At 66.3% G+C, this 24,846-nt stretch carries 24 protein-coding genes and 2 pseudogenes; 16 read left to right on the top strand and 10 right to left on the bottom strand.

Annotated features, from left to right (window positions below):
* Positions 1-219: pseudogene (locus tag DM995_RS21615) on the bottom strand (dihydroorotase); the annotation flags it as partial.
* A complete protein-coding gene (locus DM995_RS02475) occupies positions 216-1,220 on the bottom strand; it encodes an aspartate carbamoyltransferase catalytic subunit (protein ID WP_502696566.1) in 1,005 nt (334 codons plus the stop codon). The gene DM995_RS02475 and the pseudogene DM995_RS21615, both read right to left, overlap by 4 nt.
* A 119-nt stretch (positions 1,221-1,339) precedes the next feature.
* On the opposite strand from DM995_RS02475, the gene DM995_RS02480 reads away from it, so the two are divergent.
* The 11 genes from DM995_RS02480 (at position 1,340) to DM995_RS02530 (ending at position 10,885) form a co-directional block, all read left to right on the top strand.
* Positions 1,340-2,257 (top strand): SMP-30/gluconolactonase/LRE family protein, encoded by a 918-nt coding sequence (locus DM995_RS02480; RefSeq protein ID WP_116968385.1) that lies wholly within the window; start codon positions 1,340-1,342, stop codon positions 2,255-2,257.
* A gap of 62 nt (positions 2,258-2,319) precedes the next feature.
* Positions 2,320-3,423 (top strand): DUF2855 family protein, encoded by a 1,104-nt coding sequence (locus DM995_RS02485; protein WP_116968386.1) that lies wholly within the window; start codon positions 2,320-2,322, stop codon positions 3,421-3,423.
* On the top strand, positions 3,420-4,076 hold the full coding sequence (locus tag DM995_RS02490) for an HAD-IA family hydrolase (protein ID WP_116968387.1): 657 nt from the start codon (positions 3,420-3,422) through the stop codon (positions 4,074-4,076). The genes DM995_RS02485 and DM995_RS02490 overlap by 4 nt, the downstream gene beginning before the upstream one ends.
* Positions 4,076-4,993, top strand: a complete 918-nt coding sequence (locus DM995_RS02495; protein WP_116968388.1) for a cyanophycinase — start codon at positions 4,076-4,078, stop codon at positions 4,991-4,993. The genes DM995_RS02490 and DM995_RS02495 overlap by 1 nt, the downstream gene beginning before the upstream one ends.
* A gap of 4 nt (positions 4,994-4,997) precedes the next feature.
* Positions 4,998-5,960, top strand: a complete 963-nt coding sequence (locus tag DM995_RS02500; protein ID WP_116968389.1) for a metal-dependent hydrolase — start codon at positions 4,998-5,000, stop codon at positions 5,958-5,960.
* The gene (locus tag DM995_RS02505) at positions 5,957-7,351 is read left to right on the top strand and encodes a cryptochrome/photolyase family protein (protein ID WP_116968390.1); all 1,395 of its coding nucleotides are present in this window, start codon (positions 5,957-5,959) and stop codon (positions 7,349-7,351) included. The genes DM995_RS02500 and DM995_RS02505 overlap by 4 nt, the downstream gene beginning before the upstream one ends.
* Positions 7,348-8,556: a serine hydrolase domain-containing protein gene (locus DM995_RS02510; protein WP_232823995.1), complete on the top strand. Its 1,209-nt coding sequence runs from the start codon at positions 7,348-7,350 to the stop codon at positions 8,554-8,556. Before DM995_RS02505 ends, DM995_RS02510 begins: the two co-directional genes overlap by 4 nt.
* Positions 8,557-8,566: 10 nt before the next feature.
* Positions 8,567-9,082, top strand: a complete 516-nt coding sequence (locus DM995_RS02515; RefSeq protein WP_116968392.1) for a prolyl-tRNA synthetase associated domain-containing protein — start codon at positions 8,567-8,569, stop codon at positions 9,080-9,082.
* Between the two features lie 61 nt (positions 9,083-9,143).
* Entirely contained in the window at positions 9,144-10,154 is a 1,011-nt protein-coding gene (gene moaA, locus DM995_RS02520; RefSeq protein ID WP_116968393.1) for a GTP 3',8-cyclase MoaA, read from the top strand.
* 7 nt (positions 10,155-10,161) lie between these two features.
* On the top strand, positions 10,162-10,410 hold the full coding sequence (locus DM995_RS02525; protein WP_116968394.1) for a MoaD/ThiS family protein: 249 nt from the start codon (positions 10,162-10,164) through the stop codon (positions 10,408-10,410).
* Between the two features lies 1 nt (position 10,411).
* Positions 10,412-10,885 carry a molybdenum cofactor biosynthesis protein MoaE gene (locus DM995_RS02530; RefSeq protein WP_116968395.1) on the top strand — a complete coding sequence of 158 codons (474 nt, stop codon included), beginning with the start codon at positions 10,412-10,414 and terminating at the stop codon, positions 10,883-10,885.
* 35 nt (positions 10,886-10,920) lie between these two features.
* Here the strand turns inward: DM995_RS02530 and DM995_RS02535 are convergent, their stop codons facing one another.
* Positions 10,921-11,703 (bottom strand): SapC family protein, encoded by a 783-nt coding sequence (locus DM995_RS02535; protein ID WP_116968396.1) that lies wholly within the window; start codon positions 11,701-11,703, stop codon positions 10,921-10,923.
* Positions 11,704-11,806: 103 nt separating this feature from the next.
* Positions 11,807-13,243, bottom strand: coding sequence for an FAD-binding oxidoreductase (locus DM995_RS02540; protein WP_116970291.1), 1,437 nt, complete (start codon positions 13,241-13,243; stop codon positions 11,807-11,809).
* A gap of 193 nt (positions 13,244-13,436) precedes the next feature.
* Between DM995_RS02540 and DM995_RS02545 the strand changes: the two genes are divergently transcribed.
* The 3 genes and pseudogenes from DM995_RS02545 to DM995_RS02555 all read left to right on the top strand — a co-directional run.
* On the top strand, positions 13,437-13,973 hold the full coding sequence (locus DM995_RS02545) for a hypothetical protein (protein ID WP_023837886.1): 537 nt from the start codon (positions 13,437-13,439) through the stop codon (positions 13,971-13,973).
* A gap of 133 nt (positions 13,974-14,106) precedes the next feature.
* Entirely contained in the window at positions 14,107-15,480 is a 1,374-nt protein-coding gene (locus DM995_RS02550; protein ID WP_116970292.1) for a DEAD/DEAH box helicase, read from the top strand.
* Positions 15,481-15,507: 27 nt separating this feature from the next.
* Positions 15,508-15,702 (top strand): annotated as a pseudogene (locus tag DM995_RS02555) (ATP-dependent helicase C-terminal domain-containing protein); the annotation flags it as partial.
* 14 nt (positions 15,703-15,716) lie between these two features.
* Here DM995_RS02555 and DM995_RS02560 read toward each other — a convergent pair.
* The 3 genes from DM995_RS02560 to DM995_RS02570 form a co-directional block, all read right to left on the bottom strand.
* A complete protein-coding gene (locus DM995_RS02560) occupies positions 15,717-17,768 on the bottom strand; it encodes a GMC family oxidoreductase N-terminal domain-containing protein (protein ID WP_116968397.1) in 2,052 nt (683 codons plus the stop codon).
* Positions 17,769-17,857: 89 nt separating this feature from the next.
* Positions 17,858-18,589: a metallophosphoesterase family protein gene (locus DM995_RS02565; protein ID WP_023837147.1), complete on the bottom strand. Its 732-nt coding sequence runs from the start codon at positions 18,587-18,589 to the stop codon at positions 17,858-17,860.
* Positions 18,586-19,422 carry a diacylglycerol kinase family protein gene (locus tag DM995_RS02570; RefSeq protein ID WP_157973045.1) on the bottom strand — a complete coding sequence of 279 codons (837 nt, stop codon included), beginning with the start codon at positions 19,420-19,422 and terminating at the stop codon, positions 18,586-18,588. The genes DM995_RS02565 and DM995_RS02570 overlap by 4 nt, the downstream gene beginning before the upstream one ends.
* Before the next feature lie 105 nt (positions 19,423-19,527).
* On the opposite strand from DM995_RS02570, the gene lepA reads away from it, so the two are divergent.
* Positions 19,528-21,333 (top strand): translation elongation factor 4, encoded by a 1,806-nt coding sequence (gene lepA / locus DM995_RS02575; protein ID WP_116968399.1) that lies wholly within the window; start codon positions 19,528-19,530, stop codon positions 21,331-21,333.
* A gap of 21 nt (positions 21,334-21,354) precedes the next feature.
* Here lepA and DM995_RS02580 read toward each other — a convergent pair whose 3' ends face one another.
* Positions 21,355-22,695: an ammonium transporter gene (locus DM995_RS02580; protein WP_232823996.1), complete on the bottom strand. Its 1,341-nt coding sequence runs from the start codon at positions 22,693-22,695 to the stop codon at positions 21,355-21,357.
* A 126-nt stretch (positions 22,696-22,821) separates the two neighbouring features.
* Entirely contained in the window at positions 22,822-23,850 is a 1,029-nt protein-coding gene (locus DM995_RS02585; RefSeq protein WP_116968401.1) for a 2-hydroxyacid dehydrogenase, read from the bottom strand.
* Positions 23,851-23,982: 132 nt separating this feature from the next.
* Here DM995_RS02585 and DM995_RS02590 point away from each other — a divergent pair, with 132 nt between their 5' ends.
* Complete coding sequence (locus tag DM995_RS02590; protein WP_031317824.1) at positions 23,983-24,471, top strand: SH3 domain-containing protein; 489 nt, start codon at positions 23,983-23,985, stop codon at positions 24,469-24,471.
* Between the two features lie 85 nt (positions 24,472-24,556).
* Here the strand turns inward: DM995_RS02590 and DM995_RS02595 are convergent.
* Positions 24,557-24,846, bottom strand: a 290-nt coding sequence (locus DM995_RS02595; protein ID WP_198669235.1) for an RcnB family protein, incomplete at its 5' end; no start/stop codon positions are given.

Raw genomic sequence — 24,846 nt, forward strand, 5'->3', positions numbered from 1 at the left:
GGGCAGATCGATCGCGAACACGCCGAGGTCGACCAGGCCCGGCGCGATCAGCGCGCCCTTCGCGTCGTGGACGTGGTCGTCCGCACCCGGCGTGATGCTGCCGATCTCGGCGATGCGGTCGCCCAGCACGCGGATGCCGCCCGCGACCGGCTCGGCCTCGCCGGGCAGGATCAGGCGGCCGTTGACGATGCTCAGTGGAGCCAGCGGGGTCTTGCTCATGCCCAGCCCTCCACACCGCGCCGTCTGCGCGTCAGCACGTCGAGGCAAGCCATGCGCATCGCCACGCCCATCTCGACCTGATCGGTGATCGCCGATCGCTGGACATTGTCCGCGATATGGCTGTCGATCTCGATCCCCCGGTTCATCGGCCCGGGGTGCATCACCAACGCATCGGGCCTGGCCAGCGCCAGCTTGGCGTCGGTCAGCCCGTAAAGGTGGCGGAACTCGCGCGGCGAGGGGATGAACTGGCCCTGCATCCGCTCGTTCTGCAGCCGCAGCATCATCACGACATCGGCGCCGTCGAGCGCCTCGGCAAAGCTGCGGCAGGGCGTTGCACCCATCGATTCGACCGCAGGCGGCATCAGCGCAGGCGGCCCGGCCACGCGCACGTCCGCGCCCAGGGTCGACAGGCAGATCATGTTCGATCGCGCGACGCGGCTGTGCAGGATGTCGCCGCAGATCGCGACCCGCAGTCCCGCGATCTGTCCCTTGCGGCGGCGGATGGTCAGCGCATCGAGCAGCGCCTGGGTCGGGTGTTCGTGCGTGCCGTCGCCCGCGTTGAGCACCGGGCAGCCCACCTTGTCGGCGATCAGTTGCACCGCGCCCGAGCTGCCATGGCGGATGACGATGGCATCGGCGCGCATCGAATTCAGCGTCACCGCTGTATCGATCAGCGTCTCGCCCTTTTTCACGCTCGATTGCGCCGCATGCATGTTGACCACGTCCGCGCCCAGGCGCTTGCCCGCGATCTCGAACGACAGCAGCGTGCGCGTTGAATTCTCGAAGAACGCGTTGATCAGCGTCAGGCCCGCAAGCCGGTCGTCATGCTTGCTTGCCTGGCGGTTGAGATCGACCCATTGCTCGGCCTCGTCGAGCAGGAACTCGATCTCCCAGGGCTGGAGCCCCGCGATGCCCAGCAGATGCCGGTGCGGAAAGGCCATGCTGCCGGGCGGGTAATCGCTGGCAGGGCGGCGGGCGGAAGGCGTGTTCGGCGATGTCATTAAAGGCGAGCGTCTAGGACCGAATCGGCTTTGGCTCAAGCGTGTGTTTTCTGCTGTGGACAGGGGAGACGACTGCCGCAATGATGCGCTGACAAGAATGTAAGCGAGAGGGATTCTGCATGGAACTGGTAACCGAAGGGCTGCGCTTTCCCGAAGGACCGGTGGCGATGCCCGATGGCAGCATTGTGCTGGTCGAGATCGAGCGCGGCTGCGTCACGCGCGTCGCCCCCGATGGTACCCAGCATGTCGTGGCCGAGCTTGGCGGTGGCCCCAATGGTGCGGCGATCGGTCCTGATGGCAAGCTCTATGTCTGCAACAATGGCGGCTTCCATTATGTCGAGCGAGCAGGGCTCCTGATCCCGCATGGCGAGCCGGACGATTATTCGGGCGGGCGGATCGAGCGCGTCGATCTCGAGACCGGCGCGGTCGAGACGCTCTACAAGTCGGGCGATTTCGGCTGCATCCTGCGCGGGCCGAATGACATCGTGTTCGATGACGCGGGCGGCTTCTGGTTTACCGATCATGGCAAGACCCGGCGGCGCGAGCGCGACGTGACCGGCGTCTTCTATGCCCGCGCCGATGGTTCGCTGCTTAAGGAAGTCATTTTCCCGATGGAAAATCCCAACGGCATCGGCCTCTCGCCCGACGGCAAGCGGCTCTTTGTCGCGGAGACCTATACCTGCAAGCTGTGGGCCTATGACATTGCCGCACCCGGCGAGATCGCGTTCAGCCAGGGGCTGCTCGGGCCGGGCGGCACCTTTCTCTACAGCCCGTCGGGATACACGTTCTTCGACTCGCTCGCCGTCGATGGCGCGGGCAATGTGTGCGTTGCGACCATTGGGCAGAGCGGCATTTCGGTGGTCTCGCCCGACGGCGAGCTGGTCGAGTTCGTCGCGACCGATGATCCGTTCACGACCAATATCTGCTTCGGCGGACCGGACCTGAAGACTGCGTACATCACGCTTTCGGGCACGGGCAGGCTGGTCAAGATGGACTGGCCGCGCGGCGGGGCGAAGCTGAATTATCTGAATGCCTGATCGTCCTCCCCGCGAAGGTGGGGGTGACGAGGAATGGAATTCTTGGATGGAGGGATAACGCCATGACCGACCAACGCTGGGCCATCGATATCGACCGCGACACCATCGCTGACGCTCGCATCGTCGAGGAGCTGCAGGCGGATCTGCCCGAAGGCGCGATCGAGGTCGCGATCGACCTCTATGCGATGACCGCCAACAACGTGACCTATGCGGTGTTCGGCAAGCCGCTCGGCCTGTTCGGCAACGATCAGGGCTATTGGGATTTCTTCGCCGAGCGCGACGCACCGGGCCGTCTGCCGGTCTGGGGTTTTGCCACGGTCAGCCGCAGCAACCATGCCGACGTGCCGGTGGGCTCGCAATATTATGGCTATTACCCGATGGCGAGCCATGCGGTGCTGCATCCGGGCCGGGTGAGCGCGAACGGCTTTACCGACACGACCCCGCGGCGCAGCACCTTGCCCCTCATTTACAACCAGTATCAGCGCTTTGATTCACTGGGCGATTACCGTGCACAGGACCATGACTACTGGCCGGTCTTTCGCCCGTTATTCCTCACCGGCTGGCTGATCGCCGATCAGCTCGAGGAGGAGGGCGATTATGCTGCGCAGCAAATCCTGATCGCGAGCGCGTCGAGCAAGACCGCGATCGGCCTTGCGCATGCGCTCCGGCAGCGCGGCGGCGGGCCCGAGGTGGTGGGGCTGACCAGCGCGGGCCATGCCGCCTATGTCGAATCGTTGGGCCTGTATGACCGCGTCGTCGCCTATGACGATATCGGCGCGATGGACGCCTCCGTGCCGAGCTCGATGGTCGACATGGCGGGCAACCCGAAGGTCGCGGCATCCGTGCACAACCATTTTGGCGATGCGCTGAAGGCCTCGATCGTGGTCGGCAAGTCGCACTGGGATGCCAATGATGACCCCGGCGCGATCGCCGGCCCGCCGCGCCAGATGTTCTTTGCGCCGGGTCGAAGCGAGAAGCGCATCGCCGAATGGGGCCCGGACGGGTTCCGGCAGAAGCTCGAAGCGGTCTGGCTCGGCTTTGCCGATCTGGCCCCGAAGCTGCTGTCTATCGACAAGCGCCAGGGCGCGGAGGCCGCGCTCGCCGCCTATGCCGAGACGGTCGCGGGCAAGGCCGATGCGAAGACGGGGCTCGTCATCGTTCCATGAGCTTTGAGGCAGTCATTTTCGATTTCGGCGGGGTGATCACCTCGTCGCCCTTCGAGGCGTTCAACCGGCTCGAGGCCGAACGCGGGCTGCCGCGCGATTGCGTGCGGCGGATCAACGCGACCAATCCCGACGACAATGCCTGGGCGCGGTTCGAGCGCGCCGAGATCGATGCGAGCGCGTTCGACACCGCCTTTGCCGAAGAGGCGGCAGCCCTCGGTCTGGCGATCCGGGGCAGCGATGTCATCTCTTGCCTCGCAGGCGATGTTCGCCCCCGCATGGTCGCGGCGCTCGATGCGCTCAAGGCAGAAGGGCTGACGATCGGCTGCATCACCAACAATGTCCGCGCGGGCAAGGGATCGGCCATGGTGTTCGACGACACCCGCGCGGCCGAGATCGCGGCGATCATGGCGCGGTTCGACCATGTCATCGAGAGCAGCAAGGCGGGCGTGCGCAAACCCGACCCGCGCATCTATGCGATGATGTGCGAAGCGATCGGGATCGCCCCGGCGGCGTGCATCTATCTCGACGATCTCGGGGTGAACTGCAAACCCGCAGCGGCGCTGGGCATGGCGGCGATCAAGGTGAGCGGCGAGGACCAGGCGCTCTCCGATCTGCGCGCACTGCTGGGCCGTCCGGAAGACTGGCCCGCCTGATGCGGCTCTGGGGGGCGGTTCTTCTGGCGATGGTGGCGGTCCCGGCTCAGGCCGAGCGCGGGACGGTGGTCGTGGTCGGCGGTGCGCTGGCGGACGACAATGCTGATGTGTATCGCGCGATGATCGAGGCGATGCCCGCCGACGCGCCCGATGTGGTCATCATCCCTGCTGCTTCGGGCATCATCGGTCGATCGGTTCCGCGCGCTGCCAAGGCCTTTGCCGCGCATGGCGTTGATCCGGCGCGCGTCGTCACGGCGCACATAGCCTTGGTCGATGATCCCGATACGCCGGACGTCGATGAATCGCGCTGGAATGGAGGCGGCAGCGATCCGGAAGAGATTGCCAAGATCGAGAAAGCAGGCCTGATCTGGATGTTGGGGGGGGATCAGCTGCGGATCATGGCAGCTTTGGTCAAGCCGGACGGCAGCGATACACCGATGCTCGCGGCCATGCGCAAACGGCTGGATAAGGGTGCGGTAATCGGGGGCACCAGCGCGGGTGCGGCCGTGATGGGCGAGCATATGATTGCCTGCGGGAGCCCGGATATTGCGTTGATCGGACCGGTCTCGCGCGACGTCAAGGACTGTGACGGCAAGGAAGAAGAGCAAGGAAAGGTACCCCTGGTGCTGGGGCGCGGCCTCGGCTTCCTTCCCGGCATCGTGTTCGACCAGCATTTCAGCCAGCGCGCCCGGCTGACGCGGCTCATTCGCGCAGTGGCCTGTGTTGAAGCAGAGAGCGTGACCGGAATCGGAGTCGATGAGGACACCGCCTTCGTCTTCGATATCGGGCATGAGACAGGATTTCCCGTGGGGCGTGGCACGATCACGGTCATCGATCCGTCCGAGGGCCACCGGTCGTGCGACAATGCGGTGATGGAAAATGTCCGCTTCGCGCGCTTCCCGGCGATGAAGGAATAGCCACGTGGACAATTTCACCCACAGCCTCGCCGGATGGGCGCTGGGCCAGGCGGGGCTCAAGCGGCTCACCGGGCTGGCGGTGCCGACGCTGATCATCGGGGCGAACCTGCCCGATATCGATGCGGTGCTGAGCGTGCTGGGCACGCAGTCGCTGGCGCTGCGGCGCGGCGTGACGCATGGGCCGATCGCGCTGCTGGTGCTGCCGATCCTGCTCACGGCCGCGATGGTCTGGTTCGACCGCTGGCAGGTGCGACGGCGCAAGCGACCGCGCAACCGTCTGCCAGTACGCCCGGGGGCGCTGCTGCTGCTCGCCTATATCGGCACATTGTCGCACCCGGCGCTCGATTATCTCAACAATTACGGCATCCGGCTGCTCGAACCCTTCGCGCCGCGCTGGTTCTATGGCGATACCTTGTTCATTATCGACGCGGCGCTGTGGACGATCCTGCCGCTCGGCATCTGGCTTTCGCGCAAATGGGAGGCGGCAGGGCGTCCGGGCTGGGAACGGCCCGCGCAGGCAGTGCTGGTGCTGGCGTTGCTCTATATCGCGGGCAATTACGCGCTCTCCAGTCATGCCGAAGCGCAGGTGACGCAGAGCCTGGAGGCCGAACGCGGCATCACCCCCGATCTGGTGATCGCTAATGCCGTGCCGGTGCTGTTCTGGCAGCGCGCGATGCTGTGGCGCGCCGATGCGATGATCGGGCGCGGGGCCTATGATGCCCTGGGCACGCCCGCACTGACGCTGCAGCCGGGCAGCGCAGCCACCAACATGGCCAGCCTGTGGGTCGCGCGCGCCGCCGCACAAAATGCTGATGCGCGGGCCTTTTTGTTCTGGGCGCGGATGCCATATGCACGGCTGACCGACATATCGGGGGGCAAGAGGGTGGTGCTGCGCGATGCGCGCTTCGACAGTTCGCCGATTGCCGACCGGTTCACGGTCACAGTCGATGTGAAGGATGTTCGATGACCCGCCCCGTGATCGTCTGGCTGCGCCGCGACCTGCGCCTCGCCGACCAGGCCGCTTTCGCCGCCGCCGCCAGGGCCGGACCCGTGATCCCGGTCTATGTGCTCGACGACGAGACGCCGAAGCACCGCAAGATGGGCGGGGCCTCGCGCTGGTGGCTGCACCACAGCCTCGAGTCGCTGGCGGCCGATCTCGAGAAGATCGGGTCGCGGCTGATCCTCAAGCGTGGCGTCGCGGCTGATGTGATTGCGGAGCTTGCACGCGAAGCCGACGCGTCGGCGATCCACTGCCTGCGCCATTACGAACCGTGGTGGCGCAACGCAGAGCGCGCGCTCAAGGACAAGCTGCCCGAGGGCTGCGCGTTCGAATGCCATCACGGCAATTACCTGATGCCGCCCGGATCGGTGACCACTGGCAGCGGCCAGCCGTACAAGATCTACACGCCCTTCTGGCGCGCGCTGGCGCAGCACATGCCGCCGCCCGCGCCGGTCCCCGCCCCGAAAAAGCTCGACGCGCCCGAACGCTGGCCCGAGAGCGACACGCTCGGCGATTGGGCGCTGCTGCCGACCAAGCCGAATTGGGCCAAGGGCATTGCCGAGGAATGGACGCCGGGCGAAGCGGGCGCGGCAGAGCGTCTCGAGCAGTTTCTGGACCGCGCCAAGCACTATGACGAGCAGCGCAACCTGCCTTCGGTCGAGGGCACCTCGCGCCTGTCGCCGCATCTGCATTTCGGCGAGATCTCACCCTCGACCGTCTGGCACGCGACGATGGAGGCGGGCGGCTCGGTCGAAACCTTCCTCAAGGAACTCGTCTGGCGCGATTATGCGCAGAACGTGATCCTGCAATATCCCGATTATGCCAAGGCCAATGCCCGGGACGGCTTCGACAAGTTCCCCTGGCGAAACCCGGATGACAAGGACGTGGCGGCGGATATCAAGGCCTGGCAGCAGGGGCGCACCGGCTATCCGCTGGTCGATGCCGGGATGCGTCAGCTCTGGGCGACCGGATGGATGCACAACCGCGTGCGCATGGTCACCGCCTCGTTCCTGATCAAGCATCTGCTTATCGACTGGCGCGAGGGCGAAAGGTGGTTCTGGGACACGCTGGTCGATGCCGATTACGGGTCCAACGCGACCAACTGGCAATGGACATCGGGCACGGGCGTGGATTCGAACATGTTCGTCCGCATCATGGCGCCGCTGACCCAGTCGGAGAAGTTCGATGCGGCGGCGTATATCCGGCAATGGGTGCCCGAACTCGCCGATCTGTCCGACAAGGCGATCCACGATCCCGAGGCCGCGGGCAAATATGTGAAGGGCTATCCGAAGAAACGGATCGGGCATAAGGAAGCCAGAGAACGGGCGCTCGCAGCGCACGCAAGGATAAAGGCATGAGAGGAGAGAAGGGTATGCGGGTCTGGAAAACTCTGGCGGCGGCCTGTGCGCTGGCCATCGGCGCGGGCGGTGTCGCTCTTGCGAAGGACGAGGCCGCCCCGGCGGTCAAGCCGATCACGCAGATGAGCGCGGCCGAGCTCGAAAAGGTGCGCACCGCAGGCGCGCAGATCCTGTTCTGGTCCGATGCGCAGCGCGCCGCGAATTTCCGCAGCATGGAGGCGCAGTTTCCCGGCACGACCGCGAAGCATGGCACCCCGCGCGCGCTTCCCAAGGGCGAGCCGCTCAGCATCAGCGACGCCGATGTCGACGCCTTCATGGCCGCGCAGAATGTCGCCGGCCTGATGGTGATCCAGAACGGCAAGGTGCGGCTGGAGAAATACGGGCTGGGGATGAAGCCCGAGGATCGCTGGACCAGCTTCTCGGTCGCCAAATCGTTCACCTCTACGCTGGTCGGCGCGGCGGTGAAGGACGGCCTCATCGCCTCGATCGACGACCCGGTGACCAAGTACGTGCCCGAACTCAAGGGCAGCGGCTATGACGGCGTGACCGTCAAGCAGATCCTCACCATGACCTCAGGCGTGAAGTGGAACGAGGACTATACCGACCCGAACAGCGATGTGGTCAAGATGCTCTCGGTGCCGGTGGGGCCGGGCGAGGACCCCAATACCGCGTATCTCAAGACGCTGCCGCGCGAGGCCGAGCCAGGTACCAAATGGGTGTACAAGACCGGTGAAACCAACCTGATCGGCGTGATCGTCCAGCGTGCCACCGGCAAGACGCTGACCGAATACGCGCAGGAAAAGATCGTCAAGCCCGCGGGCTTCGAGGGCGACCTGTTCTGGATGGTCGATTCGGCCGGGCAGAATGTCGGCGGTTGCTGCCTTTCGATCCGCCTCGCCGATTATGCGCGCATGGGCCTGTTCGCGCTCGAAGGCGGGAAGGGGCAGGTGCCCGAGGGCTGGTTTGCCGAGGCGGGCAAGGAACAGGCGCCGATCGGCCTGCCGGGCTTCGGCTATGGCTATCAGTGGTGGACCTATCCGGGCGGCGCCTGGGGCGGGCAGGGCATTTTCGGCCAGGCGATCCTGATCGTGCCGCAGAAGAACCTGGTCGTCGCGGTGGTGAGCAACTGGCCCAAGGCGAGCGGCGCGGACCTGCGCGTCCCGCAGCTGCAGTTCTTCCAGAAGCTCGCCATGGCGGCAAACTGAGGACCGCTTGATGACCGATGACAGCCGCCTCCATGCCGAACTCGAGTCCGCAGGCATCGCCTTCGACCAGGTCGAGCATGAGGCGGTGTTCACCGTGCTCGAAAGCAGCGCGATCGAGCGCGCCATTCCCGGCGCGCACACCAAGAACCTGTTTCTCAAGGACACCAGCGGCCAGTTCTATCTGGTGACGGTGCTGGCCGAAAAGCAGGTCGATCTGGGGGCGCTGCGGCATCTGGTCGGGGCAGGGCGGTTCAGCTTCGGCTCGGGCGACGAGATGGTCGAGCTGCTCGGCATCACGCCGGGCTCGGTGACGCCGCTCGCCGCGTTCAACGACCAGGCGGGCAAGGTCCAGCTGGTGCTCGACGAGGTGCTCGCCGCACAGCCGCGCGTCAACGTCCACCCGCTGCGCAACACCGCGACGCTGGGTCTGTCGGGGCTCGACCTGGTGAGGCTGCTGGTGCGCTGGCGGCATGCGCCGCTGATCGTGCCAGTGCCGAACAAGGCGCCCGCAGCCGAACCGTCCTGATGGACGTCACGGGCAAAATTGATGGTGGGCGCGGGCGCCTGCATGCGGTAACGCTATCGAGATGACCGAGGTCGCCACCCGCCCGCTGATCGACGGCTTTGCCCGCCGCATCAGCTATGTCCGCCTGTCGGTGACCGACCGGTGCGATCTGCGCTGCGCCTATTGCATGCCCGAACGCATGCAGTTCCTCCCCAAGGCCGAGGTGCTGAGCCTCGAGGAGCTGCACCGCCTCTCGCTCGCGTTCATCGAGCGCGGGGTGCGCAAGATCCGGCTGACCGGGGGCGAGCCGTTGGTGCGGCGCGACGTGATGACGCTGGTGCAGCGGCTGGGGCGCGAGATCGGCCACGGCCTCGACGAACTGACGCTGACCACCAACGGCACCCAGCTGGAAGAGCATGCTGCAGCGCTGGCCGATGCCGGCGTGCGCCGGATCAACGTGTCGCTCGACACGCTCGACCGCGACCTGTTCGCGCGGCTCACCCGGCGCGATGCGCTGGACCAGGTGCTGGCCGGTATCGAGGCGGCCGAGCGGGCTGGGCTCAAGGTCAAGATCAATGCGGTCGCGCTCAAGGGGCTCAACGAGCAGGAGCTTCCCGCGCTGATCGGCTGGGCGCATGGGCGCGGCCATGACGTGACGCTGATCGAGGTGATGCCGCTGGGCGAAGTCGAGGAAGACCGGTTCGACCATTATCTGCCGCTGCCGCAGGTGCGCGAGACGCTCGAACAGCGCTGGACGCTGACGCCGAGCGATCACAGGACTGGCGGGCCGGCGCGCTATTTCGACATTGCCGAAACCGGCGGCCGGCTGGGGCTGATCACGCCGCTGACCAACAATTTCTGCGCCGGGTGCAACCGGGTGCGGGTCACCGCGACCGGTCAGATCTACATGTGCCTCGGCCAGAACGACCGGGTCGATCTGCGCGCGGCGATGCGCGGGCCGGACAGCGATGCCGCACTCGACGCCGCGCTGACGCGCGCGATCCGCGCCAAGCCCGAGCGGCACGATTTCCGCATCGACACGCCAGGCAGCGCGCCTGCGCTCGCGCGGCACATGTCGACCACCGGCGGCTGAGCGCGCGATGGCGAAACTGCTGTTCTTCGGGCGGCTGGGCGATCTGGCTGGGGGGATGGAGCGATCGATCAGCCTGTCCGAACCGCACAGCGTGTCAGCGCTGATCGGTGTGCTCGAGGCGGGCGACCGGCTGCTCGGCAGCGCGCTGGTCGACCCTAGGATACGCTATGCGCTCAATGGCGCGATCGTCGATCGCGAGACGCTGGTCGAGGACGATGACGAGCTCGCCTTCCTGCCACCGGTGAGCGGGGGCTGAGATGCTCAGGCGCGTCACGATCGCCGCTGCACCGTTCGATCCGGAGGCCGAGATTGCCGCCTTCCGCACGGCGCTGGACGATTCCGGGGCGATCGTCACCTTTACCGGCCAGGTGCGCCCCTCGAACGGAGGCGGCAGCGTATCGACGCTCAGCCTGCAGCATTATCCCGGCATGACCGAGCGCGGGATCGAGGCAATGCTCGACCAGGTGGCCGAGCGCTGGCCGCTCGAGGCGGTGCTGGTCATCCACCGCGTCGGCGACATGGGCCCGCACGATCCGATCGTGCTGGTCGCGACCGCGAGCGCGCATCGCCGCGCCGCATTCGAAGCCGCGGATTTTCTGATGGATTATCTGAAGAGCCGCGCGCTGTTCTGGAAGAGCGAGACGAGCGTCAGCGGCAAGGTCTGGATCGAACCGCGCGACGAGGATTATGCCAATGCCGCGCGCTGGGATGCTTCGCCGGGCGGGCGCTGAGGCTTCAGCCGACCCGCCCGGGAAGGATCAGTCGATCAGTTGACCGCAGCCGGAACCTGGAGGTTCGGAACCTTGCCATCGGCGGCCTGCTGCGCGAACAGCTCGCGCATGTTCTGCAGCGAGAAGAGGTGCGCATAGATCAGCGGCAGGGCGCCGTTCTGGTTCAGCTTGCGCAGTTCGTCACCGCGCAGCTCGCGCAGCTTTTCCTCGTTCACCATCTGGAAGCCTTGATAGATGAAGGGCTGGGCCAGGGTAGCGTGCTCGATCTTGAGCTCGCCGTCCATCAGCAGGTCGTGCTTCTTGAGCTCTTCCATGAAGAAGGCGGTGCCCTGCACGGCGCGCTCGAAATCCTCGCAGAACTGCAGGATGTTCTTGGTCACTTCGCTCGGCTGGTCGCCGTCGAACAGCGCTTCGCCTTCCTCGAACTCGCCCAGCGCCTCGCAGGTCGGATCGAAGCACAGCGACAGTTCCTGCGAATCCGGACGCAGGCGCGCGAGCATGAACGGATAGCGACGCACATAGGCGGGGACATAGGCCGGCTTGCGATACTTGCCGTCATCGTCGAGGAACACGTTGACGCCCTCGTTCATGCCCATCAGCGCCAGCGGAACCGGGTCCGGACCCGCCGAGAAGATGATCGGATAGGCGCGCTGCGCCTGGCTGAATTCCTCGGCCGTCAGCGGAATGGCGTGCTGGTTCTTCAGGAAATGCGCGCCTTCCAGCGTCCGCGAGCGGAACTTTGCATGGTCCTGGGAATTGAGCGGCACCAGGTCGTTGAAAAGGACCGGCAGGTTGGTGGCTTGCGGCGCACTGGCCATGAAATAATCTCCGCTGACAATGTGATTTTATCGGTAGAACCGGATTACGCGCCTTAAGTGGCTGGCAGGCGGCGCGCAAGAGGAACTCGCCGCCGTCGCGGGGTCAAAGCGGAACGAGCTTGCCGGGATTCATGATCCCCTTAGGGTCGAGCGCCTGCTTGATCGCGCGCAATGCCATCAGCCGGGCCGGGTCGCTCAGCCGCCCGAGTTCGTCGCGCTTCATCTGGCCGATGCCATGCTCTGCCGAGATCGACCCTCCCGCCGCGACGACAAGATCGTGGACGAAGCCACTGATTTCCTTGCCGGGATGTTCGGGCCAGGTCGCACGGTCGGAGCCCTTGGGCGCGGCGACGTGAAAATGGACATTGCCGTCGCCCATATGCCCGAACGCGGCGACTTCGGTGCCGGGAAAGCGCCTTTCGACCTCGGCCCCGGCTTCGATGATGAAACGCGCCATGTCGGCCACCGGAACGCTGATATCGTGCTGCATGGCAGGGCCTTCGGCGCGCTCGGCCTCGGAGATCGAATCGCGCAGCTTCCAGAATGCTTCGGCCTGCGATTCGCTCGACGAGATGGCCGCATCCTGCACCAGGTCGCGCTCGAAGGCTTCGGCCATCAGCGCTTCGGCCAGCTCCTGCGGCGGCGGGGCGGCGGCATTGTCGCGCGCAAATTCGATCAGCACATGCCAGCGATGCGCGCTTGCCAGCGGCGCCCGGGTGCCGGGAATGTGGTGCAGCACATTGGCGAGGCAGCGCTGGGGGACGATCTCGAAGCCCTCCATCTCGCGGCCCGCGCGCGCCTCGAGCATCAGCAGCAGTTCGCGCGCTGCGAGCGGCGAGTGCACCCCGGCCCAGACCACGGCGCGGTCGATCAGCGCGGGGACGAGCTTCAATGTCGCGGCGGTGACGATGCCGAGCGTCCCTTCCGCGCCGACAAGCAGGTGGCGGATATCGTAGCCGCGATTGTCCTTCTTGAGCGTGGCGAGGCCGTGATAGATCGAGCCATCGGGCAGCACCGCTTCCACCCCCTCGACCAGCGCGCGCATCGTGCCGTGGCGCAGCACCTGCGTGCCCCCGGCATTGGTCGAAACCAGCCCGCCCACGGTCGCCGAGCCCTTGCCGCCCAGGGTCAGCGGGAAGCGCAGTCCCTGCGCGGCGACCGCCTCGTGCAGCGTCTGCAGCACCACGCCCGCTTCTGCGACGACGGTGCGCGCGGCAGGATCGATCGCGCGGATCGCGTTCATCCGCCGGGTGCTGAGCAGCAGCGCACCGCCGCCGGAATCGGGCGTCGCGCCGCCGACCATGCCGCTATTGCCGCCCTGGGGAACGATCGGCGTCCCGGTCTCGCCCGCCAGGCGGACGATCTCGGCGAGTTCCTGCGCATTGGCGGGAGCGACCATCGCCATCGCCGCGCCGTGATAGCGCCCGCGCCAGTCGGTCAGCCAGGGGGCCAGGTCCTGCGCATCGGTGGTGATGCCTTTGGGCCCCAGCAGCGCGGAAAGCCGGTCGGTAAGCTGGGGGCGGGGGAGCGTCTCGGTCATGCCCGCCTGATACACCGCGGACCCGGCCACGACAATCGCGAGGCGAGCAGGGCGCCGGTGGCAAAAATGACACATCAGCGGACAAAACGGTGCTTGCCCATGGCGGATCGGGAGCGTTAATCCGCTGTTCAAACGCCCGGACTAACCCGGGTTCTCGGGGCTAAACGGGTCTGGAGGTTCGCCGCGCGCGGCCATGGCATATGTCGAAACCTTGCTGGGGGTGCTTTTGCTGAGCTCGCTGCCATTGGCAGACGAGCGCCGCAGCGCTGCGGAAGAGACTCCGGCAGGGGTGCCCGTCCAGATCGGCGAGGCGCTCGACCCGCGGCCCGAAATCGTGGCGCAGGTGCGGATCGAGCAGCGCATCATCATCCGGGTACCGCGCCAGTCCTTTTCGCGATCGTCGCTGCTGCCCGCGCCGCCGCCCCCACGCCGCGCGCCTCAGCCCGAACTGCCCAAGTTCGAGCGGCGCAAGGTCGGCAAGTGCCTTGCGATGCGCGATGTCACCGGGGTCCGCGTGATCAACGACGACATGCTGGTGCTGTTCATGCGCGACCAGCGGATGATCGAGGCCGAGCTCGAGCGATCGTGCAGCGCGCGCGAATTCTACCAGGGCTTCTACATGGAGCGCAGCGGCGACGGGCGGTTGTGCGTCGACCGCGATCTGCTGCAGGCGCGTTCGGGCAGCAAGTGCGAGGTCAACAAGCTGCGTCAGCTCGTCCCGGAAGACTGAATCCGCCCCGGCGATCCGGCGCACCAAGGTTGACTTTCGGGCATTGTTTGCGCATGGCGCGCGTGTGGCCAATGGCCAGGCAAGGATGGTGCGACGAAATGTGCCGCGCCGCTGCCTTTTTTTCGGATATTCTATGATATTTGCCGATCTCGGCCTTTCCGACAAGTTGATCCAGGCCGTAACCGATTCCGGCTATACCACCCCCACGCCCATTCAGGCGCAGGCCATCCCCCCGGTGCTGATGATGCGCGACCTGATCGGCATCGCGCAGACGGGAACGGGCAAGACCGCCAGCTTCGTGCTGCCGATGATCGACATCCTGGCCGAGGGGCGCAGCCGCGCGCGCATGCCGCGCTCGCTGATCCTCGAGCCGACGCGCGAACTCGCCGCGCAGGTCGCCGAGAATTTCGAGAAATACGGCAAGTATCACAAGCTCTCGATGGCGTTGCTGATCGGCGGCGTGTCGATGGGCGATCAGGTCAAGGCACTGGAAAAGGGCGTCGACGTGCTGATCGCGACCCCGGGCCGGCTAATGGACCTGTACGATCGCGGCAACATCCTGCTCACCGGCTGCAACCTGCTGGTGATCGACGAGGCCGACCGGATGCTCGATATGGGCTTCATCCCCGATATCGAGACGATCTGCACCCGGCTGCCCGCGCAGCGCCAGACGCTGCTGTTCTCCGCGACGATGCCGCCGCCGATCAAGAAGCTGGCCGACAAGTTCCTCAACAATCCCAAGTCGATCGAGGTCGCGCGCACCGGCAGCGCGAATGCGTCGATCGAGCAGGGCAAGGTGCGCGTCTCCTCCCGGCGCAAGCGCGACACGCTGTTCAATATGCTCGATTCCGGCGTGCAGACCGCGATCATCTTCTGCAACCGCAAGACCACGGTGCGCGATCTCAACAAGGCGCTGCGTCAGGGTGGGTTCGACAGCGGCGAGATCCATGGCGACATGGAACAGAGCGCGCGCCTGGCCGAGCTGGAAAAGTTCAAGAACGGCACGATCAACATTCTCGTCGCCTCGGACGTCGCCGCGCGCGGGCTGGACATCAAGGGCGTGAGCCATGTGTTCAACTTCGATGCGCCCTGGCATCCCGACGATTATGTCCACCGCATCGGTCGCACGGGTCGCGCCGGCGCGACCGGCAAGGCGTTCACCTTCATCACCGAGGAAGATGCCGAGGCGCTGGCCAATATCGAGAAGCTGATCGGCACGACGATCCCCGAAGTGGTGGTCGAGGGCGTCGAGGCTTCGCCGCAGGACGAGAAGCCGCGCGACAAGCCCGCCAAGGGACGTGCGCCTCGCAAGAGCGAGGAGCGCAAGCCCGCCGAACGCAAGGCGCGCGAAGACAAGCCGCGTGACGAGAAGCCGCGTGCGGAAAAGCCGCGCGACGATCGCCGCAAGCCGGCACGCCCGCGCCGCGAGGAACGCGATGACGGTCCCGACGATGGGTGGAACGGCCCGATGCCGGACTTTCTCTCGGTCGGTTTCGGCACTAGCTAAGCCTAGCCGCCGACGGCGCGTTCAGCCGCCGCTCTGGTCCTTGCGCGCCTTGCGCCGGCGGGTCGCCCGATCCAGACGATGCGCGATCTGCCCGGCTTCTGGCGCGGCAGCTGGCGCGATGTCGCCAAGGACATGCGCGGCCGGTATCCGCGCCACCACTGGCCCGACGCGCCTTGGGAGGCGACCGCGAGCCTCGCGACCAAGAAGCGCCAGGGGCTCTGACGCACTAACCCCAATCAGCCGAAAACGCGCTTGCCGTGCGTGACCCGGTCCGACATCGCCATGGTGGTGAGCTGCGCGTTGACGCGGATGCAACTCGGCATCACGCTGGCATCGGTGACCAGCACGTTCGCCACGCCGTGCACGCGCTGGTCGAGATCGACGACGCCCCTGGCCGGATCGGCATGGATTGCATTGCCGCCATGCGGATGGCTTGAGGACAGCACCACGTCATCGGGCTCCTCGATATTCTCCTCGAAGAACCGGTCGATCTCCGCATCGCTCATGCCGCGCGCCAGCGTTTCGCCGTGGAGCAGCGCCGGGTAGACTTCCTCCGCACCGCCGCGGAAATGCACCTTGGTCAGCGTCGCGAGCGCACGGCGCAGGACCGCGAGATCGCTCTGCTCGAGCTCGAAGCCGAGCTTGCCCTTCCTGATCGTACCGCGCCGGTCCGCCGGGAACAGCACGCCCGCCGAGGCGAGCCGGTTATAGTTCAGCATCCGGCGGAAATGCTCGTCGAACCAGCCGGGCACCAGCGAGGCCATGCTCATTGGCGGCTGGAAATGGCTCTCGATCAGGAAATCGGCGCGGTCGACAAAGGTCGCCATCTGGTCCTCGTCCCAGGCGTTGACCGGACCCGGCATCAGCGCGGGGACCGGGCAGGCGATGTTGAGCGAGATGCCCTTGCCGGTGCCCTCGATGCCGCTCGCCGAGAGGATGTTGCTCGACGCGATGGTGCCTGCGGCGACGACGACGCCCTTGGTGACGCGGATCGTCTTCGCGCGGCCATCGGGCAGCAGCACCTGCACCGAGGACGCGATCCTGCGTCCCTGATCGTCACGACCGGACCAGCCGATATGCGACACGGCGGCATGCGCCAAGATGCGCGCCTTGCGCGGGGCGTGCAGCGTCGCGTGGCGCAGGAAGCTTTCGGGCATCGCCTTCTTGCGGCCATAGGGACAGCCGGTGTTGCAATAGCCGCACGACACGCAAGCATTGGCCTCGGTCTTCTGCCCCCAGTTCTTGCGGAACCAGCCGGTGACCGCACGCGCATCGAGCGGATCGGACGAGCCAGCCGCATAGGCATCCCAACCGTGGAGCAGCCGCGTGCCGTTGTTGCGACCGAGCCTTCGGTCGATCTCGTGCACGCCGAGCCGCGTCTCGACCCGGCAATAGGCGGCCTCGAGCGCGGCCTCGTCGACCGGTGCGCCGATCGTGCGCCAGTGCGCCAGCACATCATGCGCATCGGGGTGCGTCTCGCCCTCGCGCGCCAGGCGCAGGCAGATGCCGTTGTTGACCACGGTCGAGCCGCCCACGGTGCGCCCCTGGAAGACGATGATGTCGCGGTTGCGCGTGGTCTGGATCGCACCATCCTTGAACAGCGACGAGGACATGTGCGCCTCGTTGGGGGTCATCCGCGCGCTCGGCAGATAGGGCCCGGCCTCGACCACTAGCACTTCATAGCCCTGATCGGCGAGGTTCGAGGCCGCGACCGCGCCGCCCGCGCCCGATCCGATCACCACCACCTCGACGCTGTCGGGGATCGCTTCCTCGCCGACAAAGACGGTATAGGGCAGGTCATTGCCGGTATGCTCGGTGATCAGTGGATCGTCGGGCGTGCCCGCGCGCGTGCGGTGGCGGGGCAGGGTGAAGCCGATCGCGTTGAACACCGGGTTGGCGCGGTTGGCGTCCTCTGCGGCCGCGTCGCTGACATTGGCGTCGTCCTGGTCGATCCAGTGACCGTAATAGCCGGCGTAAACAATGCCGCGGAGGCGCGCCATGTCCTGGAAGAGATCGACCCGGCTGTTCTTCAGCCGCCTTTCGATCCGCCAGATGCGGAACGAGCGCGGCGCGAAATGCCAGATCGGGCCGCCGAGCACGACCCAGGTCGCGATGACCGACAGCGCGGTATCGCGCGGCGTGTTCCCCTCGATATTGCCGAAAATGCCCTGGAGATTGTCGACCACCTGCTGCGGCGTGATTGCCATGCGCGACGGCTCGACCAGCATGGTTTCCGCCAGCCGCTTCCAGATCGCGGCCTCGAACGGATTGAACGGCTTCCTTCTCATCGCGCGAATCCCCCTGTGCCCAGCATAGGCTAGCAGGGAGCGGCAGGATTGTAAGAAAGCGCCCGATCAAGCGCCGTTCATCGGCAACCTCAGTCCATGGCGCGGACCTCGACATCGAGTGCGCCGCCGCGCACTTGCAGCCGGTTGAACGAAGGCCGCGTGGCCCGCACGCGCTCGGACAGGGTGCCTGCGCCGATCAGGCGGATCGGGCCAGCGGGGGTGTCGACATCGAGGTCGAAAGGATCGTGGACATGGCCCGAAAGCACCGCATCCGCGCCCGCCGCCGTGATCGCTTCGAGCGCGGCGCGGCCCCCAGTGGTGCGCGCGCTCGACTGCGTCTCGGCCTCGATCAGCGGATGGTGCGCCAGCACGATGCGCAGCTTGGCATCATGGCCCGGGTCGTTCAGCGCCTGCAGCGCCTGGTGCAGCGCGCGCTTGCCGACGCGACCCTTGGACCAGTTGAAGCGCCACTGCACGCGCGCGGTGGTGCGCAGCGACACCAGATGCACATGGTCGAGCATCACGCCCTCGTGCAATTGCTCCTGCAGCCGCATCACCCGGCCATAGGGCCGCCAGATGCGGCGCACCGGGTTGAAATAGGGCAGGTCGTGATTGCCCGGCTCGATCAGCACCGGCCGGCCCAGCCCCGCCAGCCAGGCCTGTGCGGCGGCGAATTCGGCCGAGCGCGCTCGCATCGTCAGGTCGCCGGTGATGATAACGGCATCGGGCTGCTCGTCGGTGACGGCCTGCGCGAACCAGGCGAGCGCCGCGCTGTCCTCGGCGCCGAAATGCAGGTCGCTGGCGTGGAACAGGAGGGTCATGGGGCCGCAGGCGCGCGCGTTTCGATGAAATTGTGCGGGGCCTGACCAAGGGTCAGCGCATCGCCGGGCCGGGCTTCGGCGGGTTCGCCGTCGATCAGCAGGCCGATCGTTTCGGCGTCGCTGACCAGCGTCGCGGAGCGTGCGCTGCCCAGATCCTCGCGCGGACCATCGCGAAAATCGCCGCCCAGCCACGCGCTGGCATGGCTGAGCACCTCGCCGACGGTCGAAGCGGTAAAGCCGCACAGCGCCATGCTGCTGTCGCGCGGCGCGGCAAAGATGGCCGGAAAGCGTCGTTCATCCCCTTCGACGCCAACCTGCGGCCCGCCCAGGCTTTCGGATATCGCGGCGGGGATAGCATTGAAAACCAGATCGGCCAACTCGGTGTGACGCGCATTCTCGCGCACCTTGGCCCAGCTGGTGGTGGGCCCGGCGATGACCCCGACATAAGCGATGCTGTCGCCGATCTCGACCGTGTTCAGCTTCTTGGTGCGCCGGTTGCGGCCGGCCTCGGCAATGATCGATCGACACGGCTGGTCGCCGTGGAGCGCGCGCGCGAGCAGGTTCATCGTGCCGCCGGGCAGGATCAGCACGTCGCCTTCCCAGCCCGCTGCGGCCTTGAGCGCGCCGTTGGTGGTGCCGTCACCGGCATAGATCGTGAGTGTATCCACCCCCTCGGCGCGAAGCTTTTCGGGGGTTGGCAGGTCCTCGTCGGGGCAGCGGACGATGCAGTCGACGGGCTGGTCGCTATCCGCGAACCAGGTGACGATGTCGGCGATCACGGCAGCGTCATAGCTGCCGCTCGCTTCGTTGACGATAAGCCAGGTTTTGGTCATGCGCGCACTACGCGCATTCGCGCATTTGGTGCCTTGATCCATGTCGATTTTTCGGGTGCTCTATTCCCTGCTGACAGGTGGGCGCACCCCTGCTAATCGCGCGCCATGACCGACCTCAAGCACATCCGCAATTTCTCCATCATCGCGCATATCGACCATGGCAAATCGACGCTTGCCGACCGGCTGATCCAGGTCACCGGCGGCCTTTCCGAGCGCGAGATGTCGGCGCAGGTGCTCGACAACATGGATATCGAGAAAGAGCGCGGCATAACCATCAAGGCGCAGACGGTGCGGCTCAACTATACCGCCAAGGACGGGCAGTTGTACGAGCTCAACCTGATGGACACGCCGGGCCATGTCGACTTCGCCTATGAGGTCTCGCGCTCGCTCGCCGCGTGCGAGGGCGCGCTGCTCGTCGTCGATGCGGCGCAGGGCGTCGAGGCGCAGACGCTGGCGAACGTCTACCAGTCGATCGAGCACGACCACGAGATCCTGCCGGTCATCAACAAGATCGACCTGCCTGCCGCCGAGCCCGACAAGGTGAAGAAGGAGATCGAGGACATTATCGGCCTCGACGCCTCCGAGGCGGTGCTTGCCAGCGCGAAATCGGGCATCGGCATCGAGGAAATCCTCGAGCAGATCGTCCAGAAGATTCCCGCGCCCAAGGGCGATCGCGATGCGCCGCTCGAGGCGATGCTGGTCGACAGCTGGTACGACCCGTATCTCGGCGTCGTCATCCTGGTCCGTGTCGTCAATGGCGTGATCAGGAAGGGCCAGCAGATCAAGTTCATGGCCGGCGGCACCGAGCATCTGGTCGACCGCGTCGGCTGCATGCGGCCCAAGATCGAGAACCTGCCCGAACTGGCGGCGGGCGAGATCGGCTTCATCACCGCGCAGATCAAGGATATCAGCCAGACCCGCGTCGGTGACACCATCACCACGGTCAAGAACCCCGCGCCCGCGCCGCTGCCCGGCTTCAAGGAAGTGCAGCCGGTGGTGTTCTGCGGGCTCTTCCCGGTCGATGCGAACGACTTCGACAAGCTGCGCGACAGCATCTCGAAGCTGCGCCTCAACGATGCCTCGTTCAGCTTCGAGATGGAATCGAGCGCGGCCTTGGGCTTCGGCTTCCGCTGCGGGTTCCTCGGGCTGCTGCACCTCGAGATCATCCAGGAGCGGCTGACGCGCGAGTACGATCTCGACCTCATCACCACCGCGCCGTCGGTGGTGTACAAGATCAAGCTCACCCACGGGAATGGCGAGATCGAGCTGCACAACCCGGCGGACATGCCCGATCCGACCAAGATCGACGAGATCCAGGAACCGTGGATCGAGGCGGTGATCTATTGCCCGGACGAATATCTCGGCAGCATCCTCAAGCTCTGCCAGGATCGGCGCGGGCTGCAGAAGAACCTGACCTATGTCGGCGGGCGCGCGCAGGTGACCTATGAACTGCCGCTCAACGAGGTGGTGTTCGATTTCTACGACCGCCTGAAGTCGATCTCGCGCGGCTATGCCTCGTTCGACTATCACCAGATCGGCTATCGCGAGGGCGATCTCGTCAAGATGTCGATCATGGTCAATGCCGAGCCGGTCGATGCGCTGAGCATGATCGTCCACCGCGGTAGCGCGGAATCGCGCGGGCGCGGCATGTGCGAGCGGCTCAAGGACCTGATCCCGCGCCACCTGTTCAAGATCCCGATCCAGGCGGCGATCGGCGGCAAGGTGATCGCGCGCGAGACCATCGCCGCGATGCGCAAGGACGTCACTGCCAAATGCTATGGCGGCGACATCACCCGCAAGAAAAAGCTGCTGGAAAAGCAGAAAGAGGGCAAGAAGCGGATGCGCGAATATGGTTCGGTCAGCATCCCGCAGGAAGCCTTCATCGCCGCGCTTCGGATGGGCGAGGAATAAGCGTCCGCGCCGCGCCGGGGCTCAGGCCTGCGGTGCAGCAGTCTGTTCCGCGACCGGCGGGGCGGCGTCGGCTGCTACCGGAGCGGGCGGGGCGAGCGCTTCGCCTGCCTCTTCGGCGGGCGAGATGCGCATCGGGATCGCGGTGGCGATGCCGTAGCTGATGATCAGCGTGCCCAGGATCGACCACATTGCGACCCCGGCCAGACCGATCAGCTGCGCGACGAGCTGGCCCATCATGCTGCCGCCTTCGGCATAGCCGACTCCGCCGAACGCATCGCTGATGAAGATCGCGACCAGCAGCGCGCCGAGCAGACCGCCGATGCCGTGCAGCGCGAAGGCATGGTTGCTGTCGTCGATCGCCAGCGTCTCGGTGACGAAGCGCAGCGCGAAATAGCAGGCGGGGGCGGCGATAACGCCGATCAGGATCGCGGCACCCGGCGAGACCAGGCCCGATGCCGGGGCGATCGCGGCGAGGCCCGCGACCAGACCGCTCACCGCGCCCATCGCGCTGACGGTGCGGGTGCGCAGCTTCTCGATCAGCAGCCAGACGAGCGTGCTGGTGCAGGCGGCGACCTGCGCGTTGATGATCGCGCTGCTGGCATCGTCGGTCGCCGCCAGCGTCCAGCCGCCGGTGAGCGCGAAATTGCCGATAAACAGCAGCGCGCCGCCTGCGAGCACCATCACCGGATTGTGCGTCGCGGCGGCAGCACCCGGCCAGCCGGTGCGCCGCCCGATCACCAGAGCGGCGACCAGTGCGGAAATTCCTGCGCAGAAATGCAGCGCAATGCCGCCGGCATAATCGAGCACGCCAAAGCCGTAGAGCCACCCGCCGCCCCAGATCCAGTGCGCGACCGGTGCATAGACGATCAAGCTCCACAGCCCGCCAAACGCCAGCGCCCAGCCGAAGCGGCCGCGCCCGGCCCAGGCACCCGCGACGAGCAGGGCGGCGAGCATCGCGCCCGCGATCTGGAACAATACGAACGCGCTTTCGGGCACGGCGGTGCCGAAGCGGACATTGCCGAGCGCGATCAGCATCCAGGCATTGCCGCCGCCAATCACACCGCCGCTGGGGTCACCGAAGGCCAGCGTATAGCCCACCACGACCCAGAGCAGCGGGACGAGCGCGGCGATCGCAGTGCCCTGCAGGAACACGCCCTGCGCCGCGCGCGCGGTGCCGCGTCCGGCTTGCATCAGCAGCACGCCGGGTAGCGCGAACAGCATCAGCAGCGCGGCTGAGATCAGCATGAAGGCGGTATCGCCCGAATTGGTCACATCGAGCGTGGCGGGATCGACCATGGCGGGCGCGGCCCATGCGGGCGCGGCGAGCGCTGCCGTAGCGAGGGTGAAAATGCGCGCCAGCATTGCGATCATGCTCTCGACTTTCCCAAACCGTGCTGTCCTGAAACGGGACAGCCCATCTGCCGCGTCATGCCGCAGTTTGGCAAATAATCGATTAACGCGCGCGCAATTCTGCGGCGAACGGAGGCGTCACATCCAGCCCTCGAGGACCTGGTCGGGGGGACGGTGCCCATCGAACCAGAAGCGGATATTGGCGATGACCTTGTGCCCGGCGACCTCGCGTCCTTCGAAGGTGGCGCTGCCGACATGCGGCAGCAGCACGACATTCTTCAGCGCGAGCAGCCGTGCATCGACCTGCGGCTCGCGCGGATAGACGTCGAGCCCGGCCCCGGCGATCCTGCCGCCCTCGAGCGCATCGATCAGCGCCGCCTCGTCGACCAGCTCGCCGCGCGCGCTGTTGATGAGATAGGCGCTGGGCTTCATCAGGCCGATCCGGCGCGCATCGATGATGCCGCGCGTCTCGGGGCTGCGCGGGCAGTGCAGGGTGATGATGTCCGATCCGGCGACCAGCGCGTCGAGATCGGGCTCATAGCTCGCGCCGAGCATCTGCTCGAGGCTTTCGGGCAGGCGGCGGCGGTTGTGATAGACGATGTTGAGGCCGAAGCCGCGCGCGCGGTGTGCCACCGCTTGGCCGATGCGGCCCATGCCGACAATGCCCAGCTGCTTGCCGCCGATGCGGTGGCCGAGCATGCCCGAGGGACTCCAGCCTTCCCACTGGCCCGACCGCACCAGCTTCTCGCCCTCGGCGAGGCGGCGCGGCACCGAGAGGATCAGCGCCATGGTCATGTCGGCGGTATCGTCGGTGAACACGCCCGGCGTGTTGGTGATGATGATGCCCCTGGCCCGCGCAGCCTTGAGGTCGATATGATCGACCCCGGCACCGAAATTGGCGAGCAGTTTCAGCCTGTCGCCGGCGCCCGCAATCAGATCGGCATCCAGCGCGTCGGTCACCGTCGGCACCAGCACGTCGCATGTCGCCATCGCGGCGGCGAGTTCGTCGCGAGTGAACGCATGGTCGTCGGTATTGAGCGTGACGTCGAACAGTTCGGCCATGCGCTCTTCGACGGCGGGGGCAAGCTTTCGCGTGACGATCACGCGCGGGCGGCTGCCCGGTTCGTGCGGCGGGGCGGAGGGCCGGGAAGAGGGGCTCGATGGCATATCTGTGCTATGCCTCAACCGCCCCAAAGGTCAAGCTGCGGCACTTGCTTGGCACAGGTTTTTTGGCTTAAGCGATTATCGACGAAACATCGTCGGGCGACAGGCGTATTTGGGGCCGACGGGGGACATTCGATGCGGGCGACACGATATTCGGGACTGGTACTTGGCGGCCTTGCACTGCTGGCGATGCTGGCCGGGCAGGATGCGGCCCTGGCGCAGGCCGAGGTGAAAGTGCCGTATTGGGCCTCGATCCAGAAAGACGAGGCGTTCGCGCGCGCAGGGCCCATGGCGACCTATCAGATCGAATGGGTGTTCCGGCGCAAGCATCTGCCGGTCAAGGTGATCAAGCGCTATGGCGTGTGGCGGCAGATTGTCGATCCGTCGGGCTGGACGGGCTGGATGCACTCGAACATGCTCAGCCGCAAGCGCACCGCGATCGTCACTGGCGACGTCATCGCCATCCGCGCCGCGCCGCAGGACAGCGCCAAGCTGATGTGGCGCGCCGAACCCGGCGTCGTCGGCGAACTGGGCGATTGCGAGAAGGGTTGGTGCGAATTCGCCGTCGAAACCCGCGCCGGCTGGGTGCGGCAGGACCGGATCTGGGGCGCGGGCGAACCCTGACGCGAATTTTCCGTTGCCAGAAATGGGCCCGCCCACCGTCTTGGGGGACGATGGGCGGACTTGCTTCCTACTGGCGAAAGGACAGTTACCAGTAGAAATTCGGGATCACGCGGACGACGGTGCCGGTCCGGGTGTTGACCAGCAGCATGTCGTTATAGTGCCGCACCCAGGTCTGACGCACGCCGGGGTTCGGCAAGCGATAGTTGCGGTAGTTGTTCACGACATAGCGCTGGCCGTAGAAGTTCGGCGCAATGCGGACGCCCGGGCGGAACTGCTGATAGCGGAAATTCGACCGGAAGGCGGGGCCGCGAAACGCGGCGCGATTGCGGGCGCGATAGTCGCGATAATCGCGCAGGTCCTCGCGATATTCGCGGC

Origin of the sequence: Blastomonas sp. UPD001 (assembly GCF_003426715.1) — a bacterium.
Taxonomy (GTDB): Bacteria; Pseudomonadota; Alphaproteobacteria; order Sphingomonadales; family Sphingomonadaceae; genus Blastomonas.

Bases quoted from the DNA above. Each gene is read 5' to 3' on its own strand.
- DM995_RS02565 (WP_023837147.1), bottom strand. From the start codon at position 18,589: ATGACCCTCCTGTTCCACGCCAGCGACCTGCATTTCGGCGCCGAGGAC.
- DM995_RS02580 (WP_232823996.1), bottom strand. From the start codon at position 22,695: ATGCTGGCGCGCATTTTCACCCTCGCTACGGCAGCGCTCGCCGCGCCC.
- DM995_RS02550 (WP_116970292.1), top strand. From the start codon at position 14,107: ATGATATTTGCCGATCTCGGCCTTTCCGACAAGTTGATCCAGGCCGTA.
- DM995_RS02530 (WP_116968395.1), top strand. From the start codon at position 10,412: ATGCTCAGGCGCGTCACGATCGCCGCTGCACCGTTCGATCCGGAGGCC.
- lepA (WP_116968399.1), top strand. From the start codon at position 19,528: ATGACCGACCTCAAGCACATCCGCAATTTCTCCATCATCGCGCATATC.
- DM995_RS02475 (WP_502696566.1), bottom strand. From the start codon at position 1,220: ATGACATCGCCGAACACGCCTTCCGCCCGCCGCCCTGCCAGCGATTAC.
- DM995_RS02480 (WP_116968385.1), top strand. From the start codon at position 1,340: ATGGAACTGGTAACCGAAGGGCTGCGCTTTCCCGAAGGACCGGTGGCG.
- DM995_RS02585 (WP_116968401.1), bottom strand. From the start codon at position 23,850: ATGCCATCGAGCCCCTCTTCCCGGCCCTCCGCCCCGCCGCACGAACCG.
- DM995_RS02485 (WP_116968386.1), top strand. From the start codon at position 2,320: ATGACCGACCAACGCTGGGCCATCGATATCGACCGCGACACCATCGCT.
- DM995_RS02560 (WP_116968397.1), bottom strand. From the start codon at position 17,768: ATGAGAAGGAAGCCGTTCAATCCGTTCGAGGCCGCGATCTGGAAGCGG.
- DM995_RS02505 (WP_116968390.1), top strand. From the start codon at position 5,957: ATGACCCGCCCCGTGATCGTCTGGCTGCGCCGCGACCTGCGCCTCGCC.
- DM995_RS02535 (WP_116968396.1), bottom strand. From the start codon at position 11,703: ATGGCCAGTGCGCCGCAAGCCACCAACCTGCCGGTCCTTTTCAACGAC.
- moaA (WP_116968393.1), top strand. From the start codon at position 9,144: ATGACCGAGGTCGCCACCCGCCCGCTGATCGACGGCTTTGCCCGCCGC.
- DM995_RS02495 (WP_116968388.1), top strand. From the start codon at position 4,076: ATGCGGCTCTGGGGGGCGGTTCTTCTGGCGATGGTGGCGGTCCCGGCT.
- DM995_RS02590 (WP_031317824.1), top strand. From the start codon at position 23,983: ATGCGGGCGACACGATATTCGGGACTGGTACTTGGCGGCCTTGCACTG.
- DM995_RS02525 (WP_116968394.1), top strand. From the start codon at position 10,162: ATGGCGAAACTGCTGTTCTTCGGGCGGCTGGGCGATCTGGCTGGGGGG.
- DM995_RS02540 (WP_116970291.1), bottom strand. From the start codon at position 13,243: ATGACCGAGACGCTCCCCCGCCCCCAGCTTACCGACCGGCTTTCCGCG.
- DM995_RS02570 (WP_157973045.1), bottom strand. From the start codon at position 19,422: ATGACCAAAACCTGGCTTATCGTCAACGAAGCGAGCGGCAGCTATGAC.
- DM995_RS02545 (WP_023837886.1), top strand. From the start codon at position 13,437: ATGGCATATGTCGAAACCTTGCTGGGGGTGCTTTTGCTGAGCTCGCTG.
- DM995_RS02490 (WP_116968387.1), top strand. From the start codon at position 3,420: ATGAGCTTTGAGGCAGTCATTTTCGATTTCGGCGGGGTGATCACCTCG.
- DM995_RS02510 (WP_232823995.1), top strand. From the start codon at position 7,348: ATGAGAGGAGAGAAGGGTATGCGGGTCTGGAAAACTCTGGCGGCGGCC.
- DM995_RS02515 (WP_116968392.1), top strand. From the start codon at position 8,567: ATGACCGATGACAGCCGCCTCCATGCCGAACTCGAGTCCGCAGGCATC.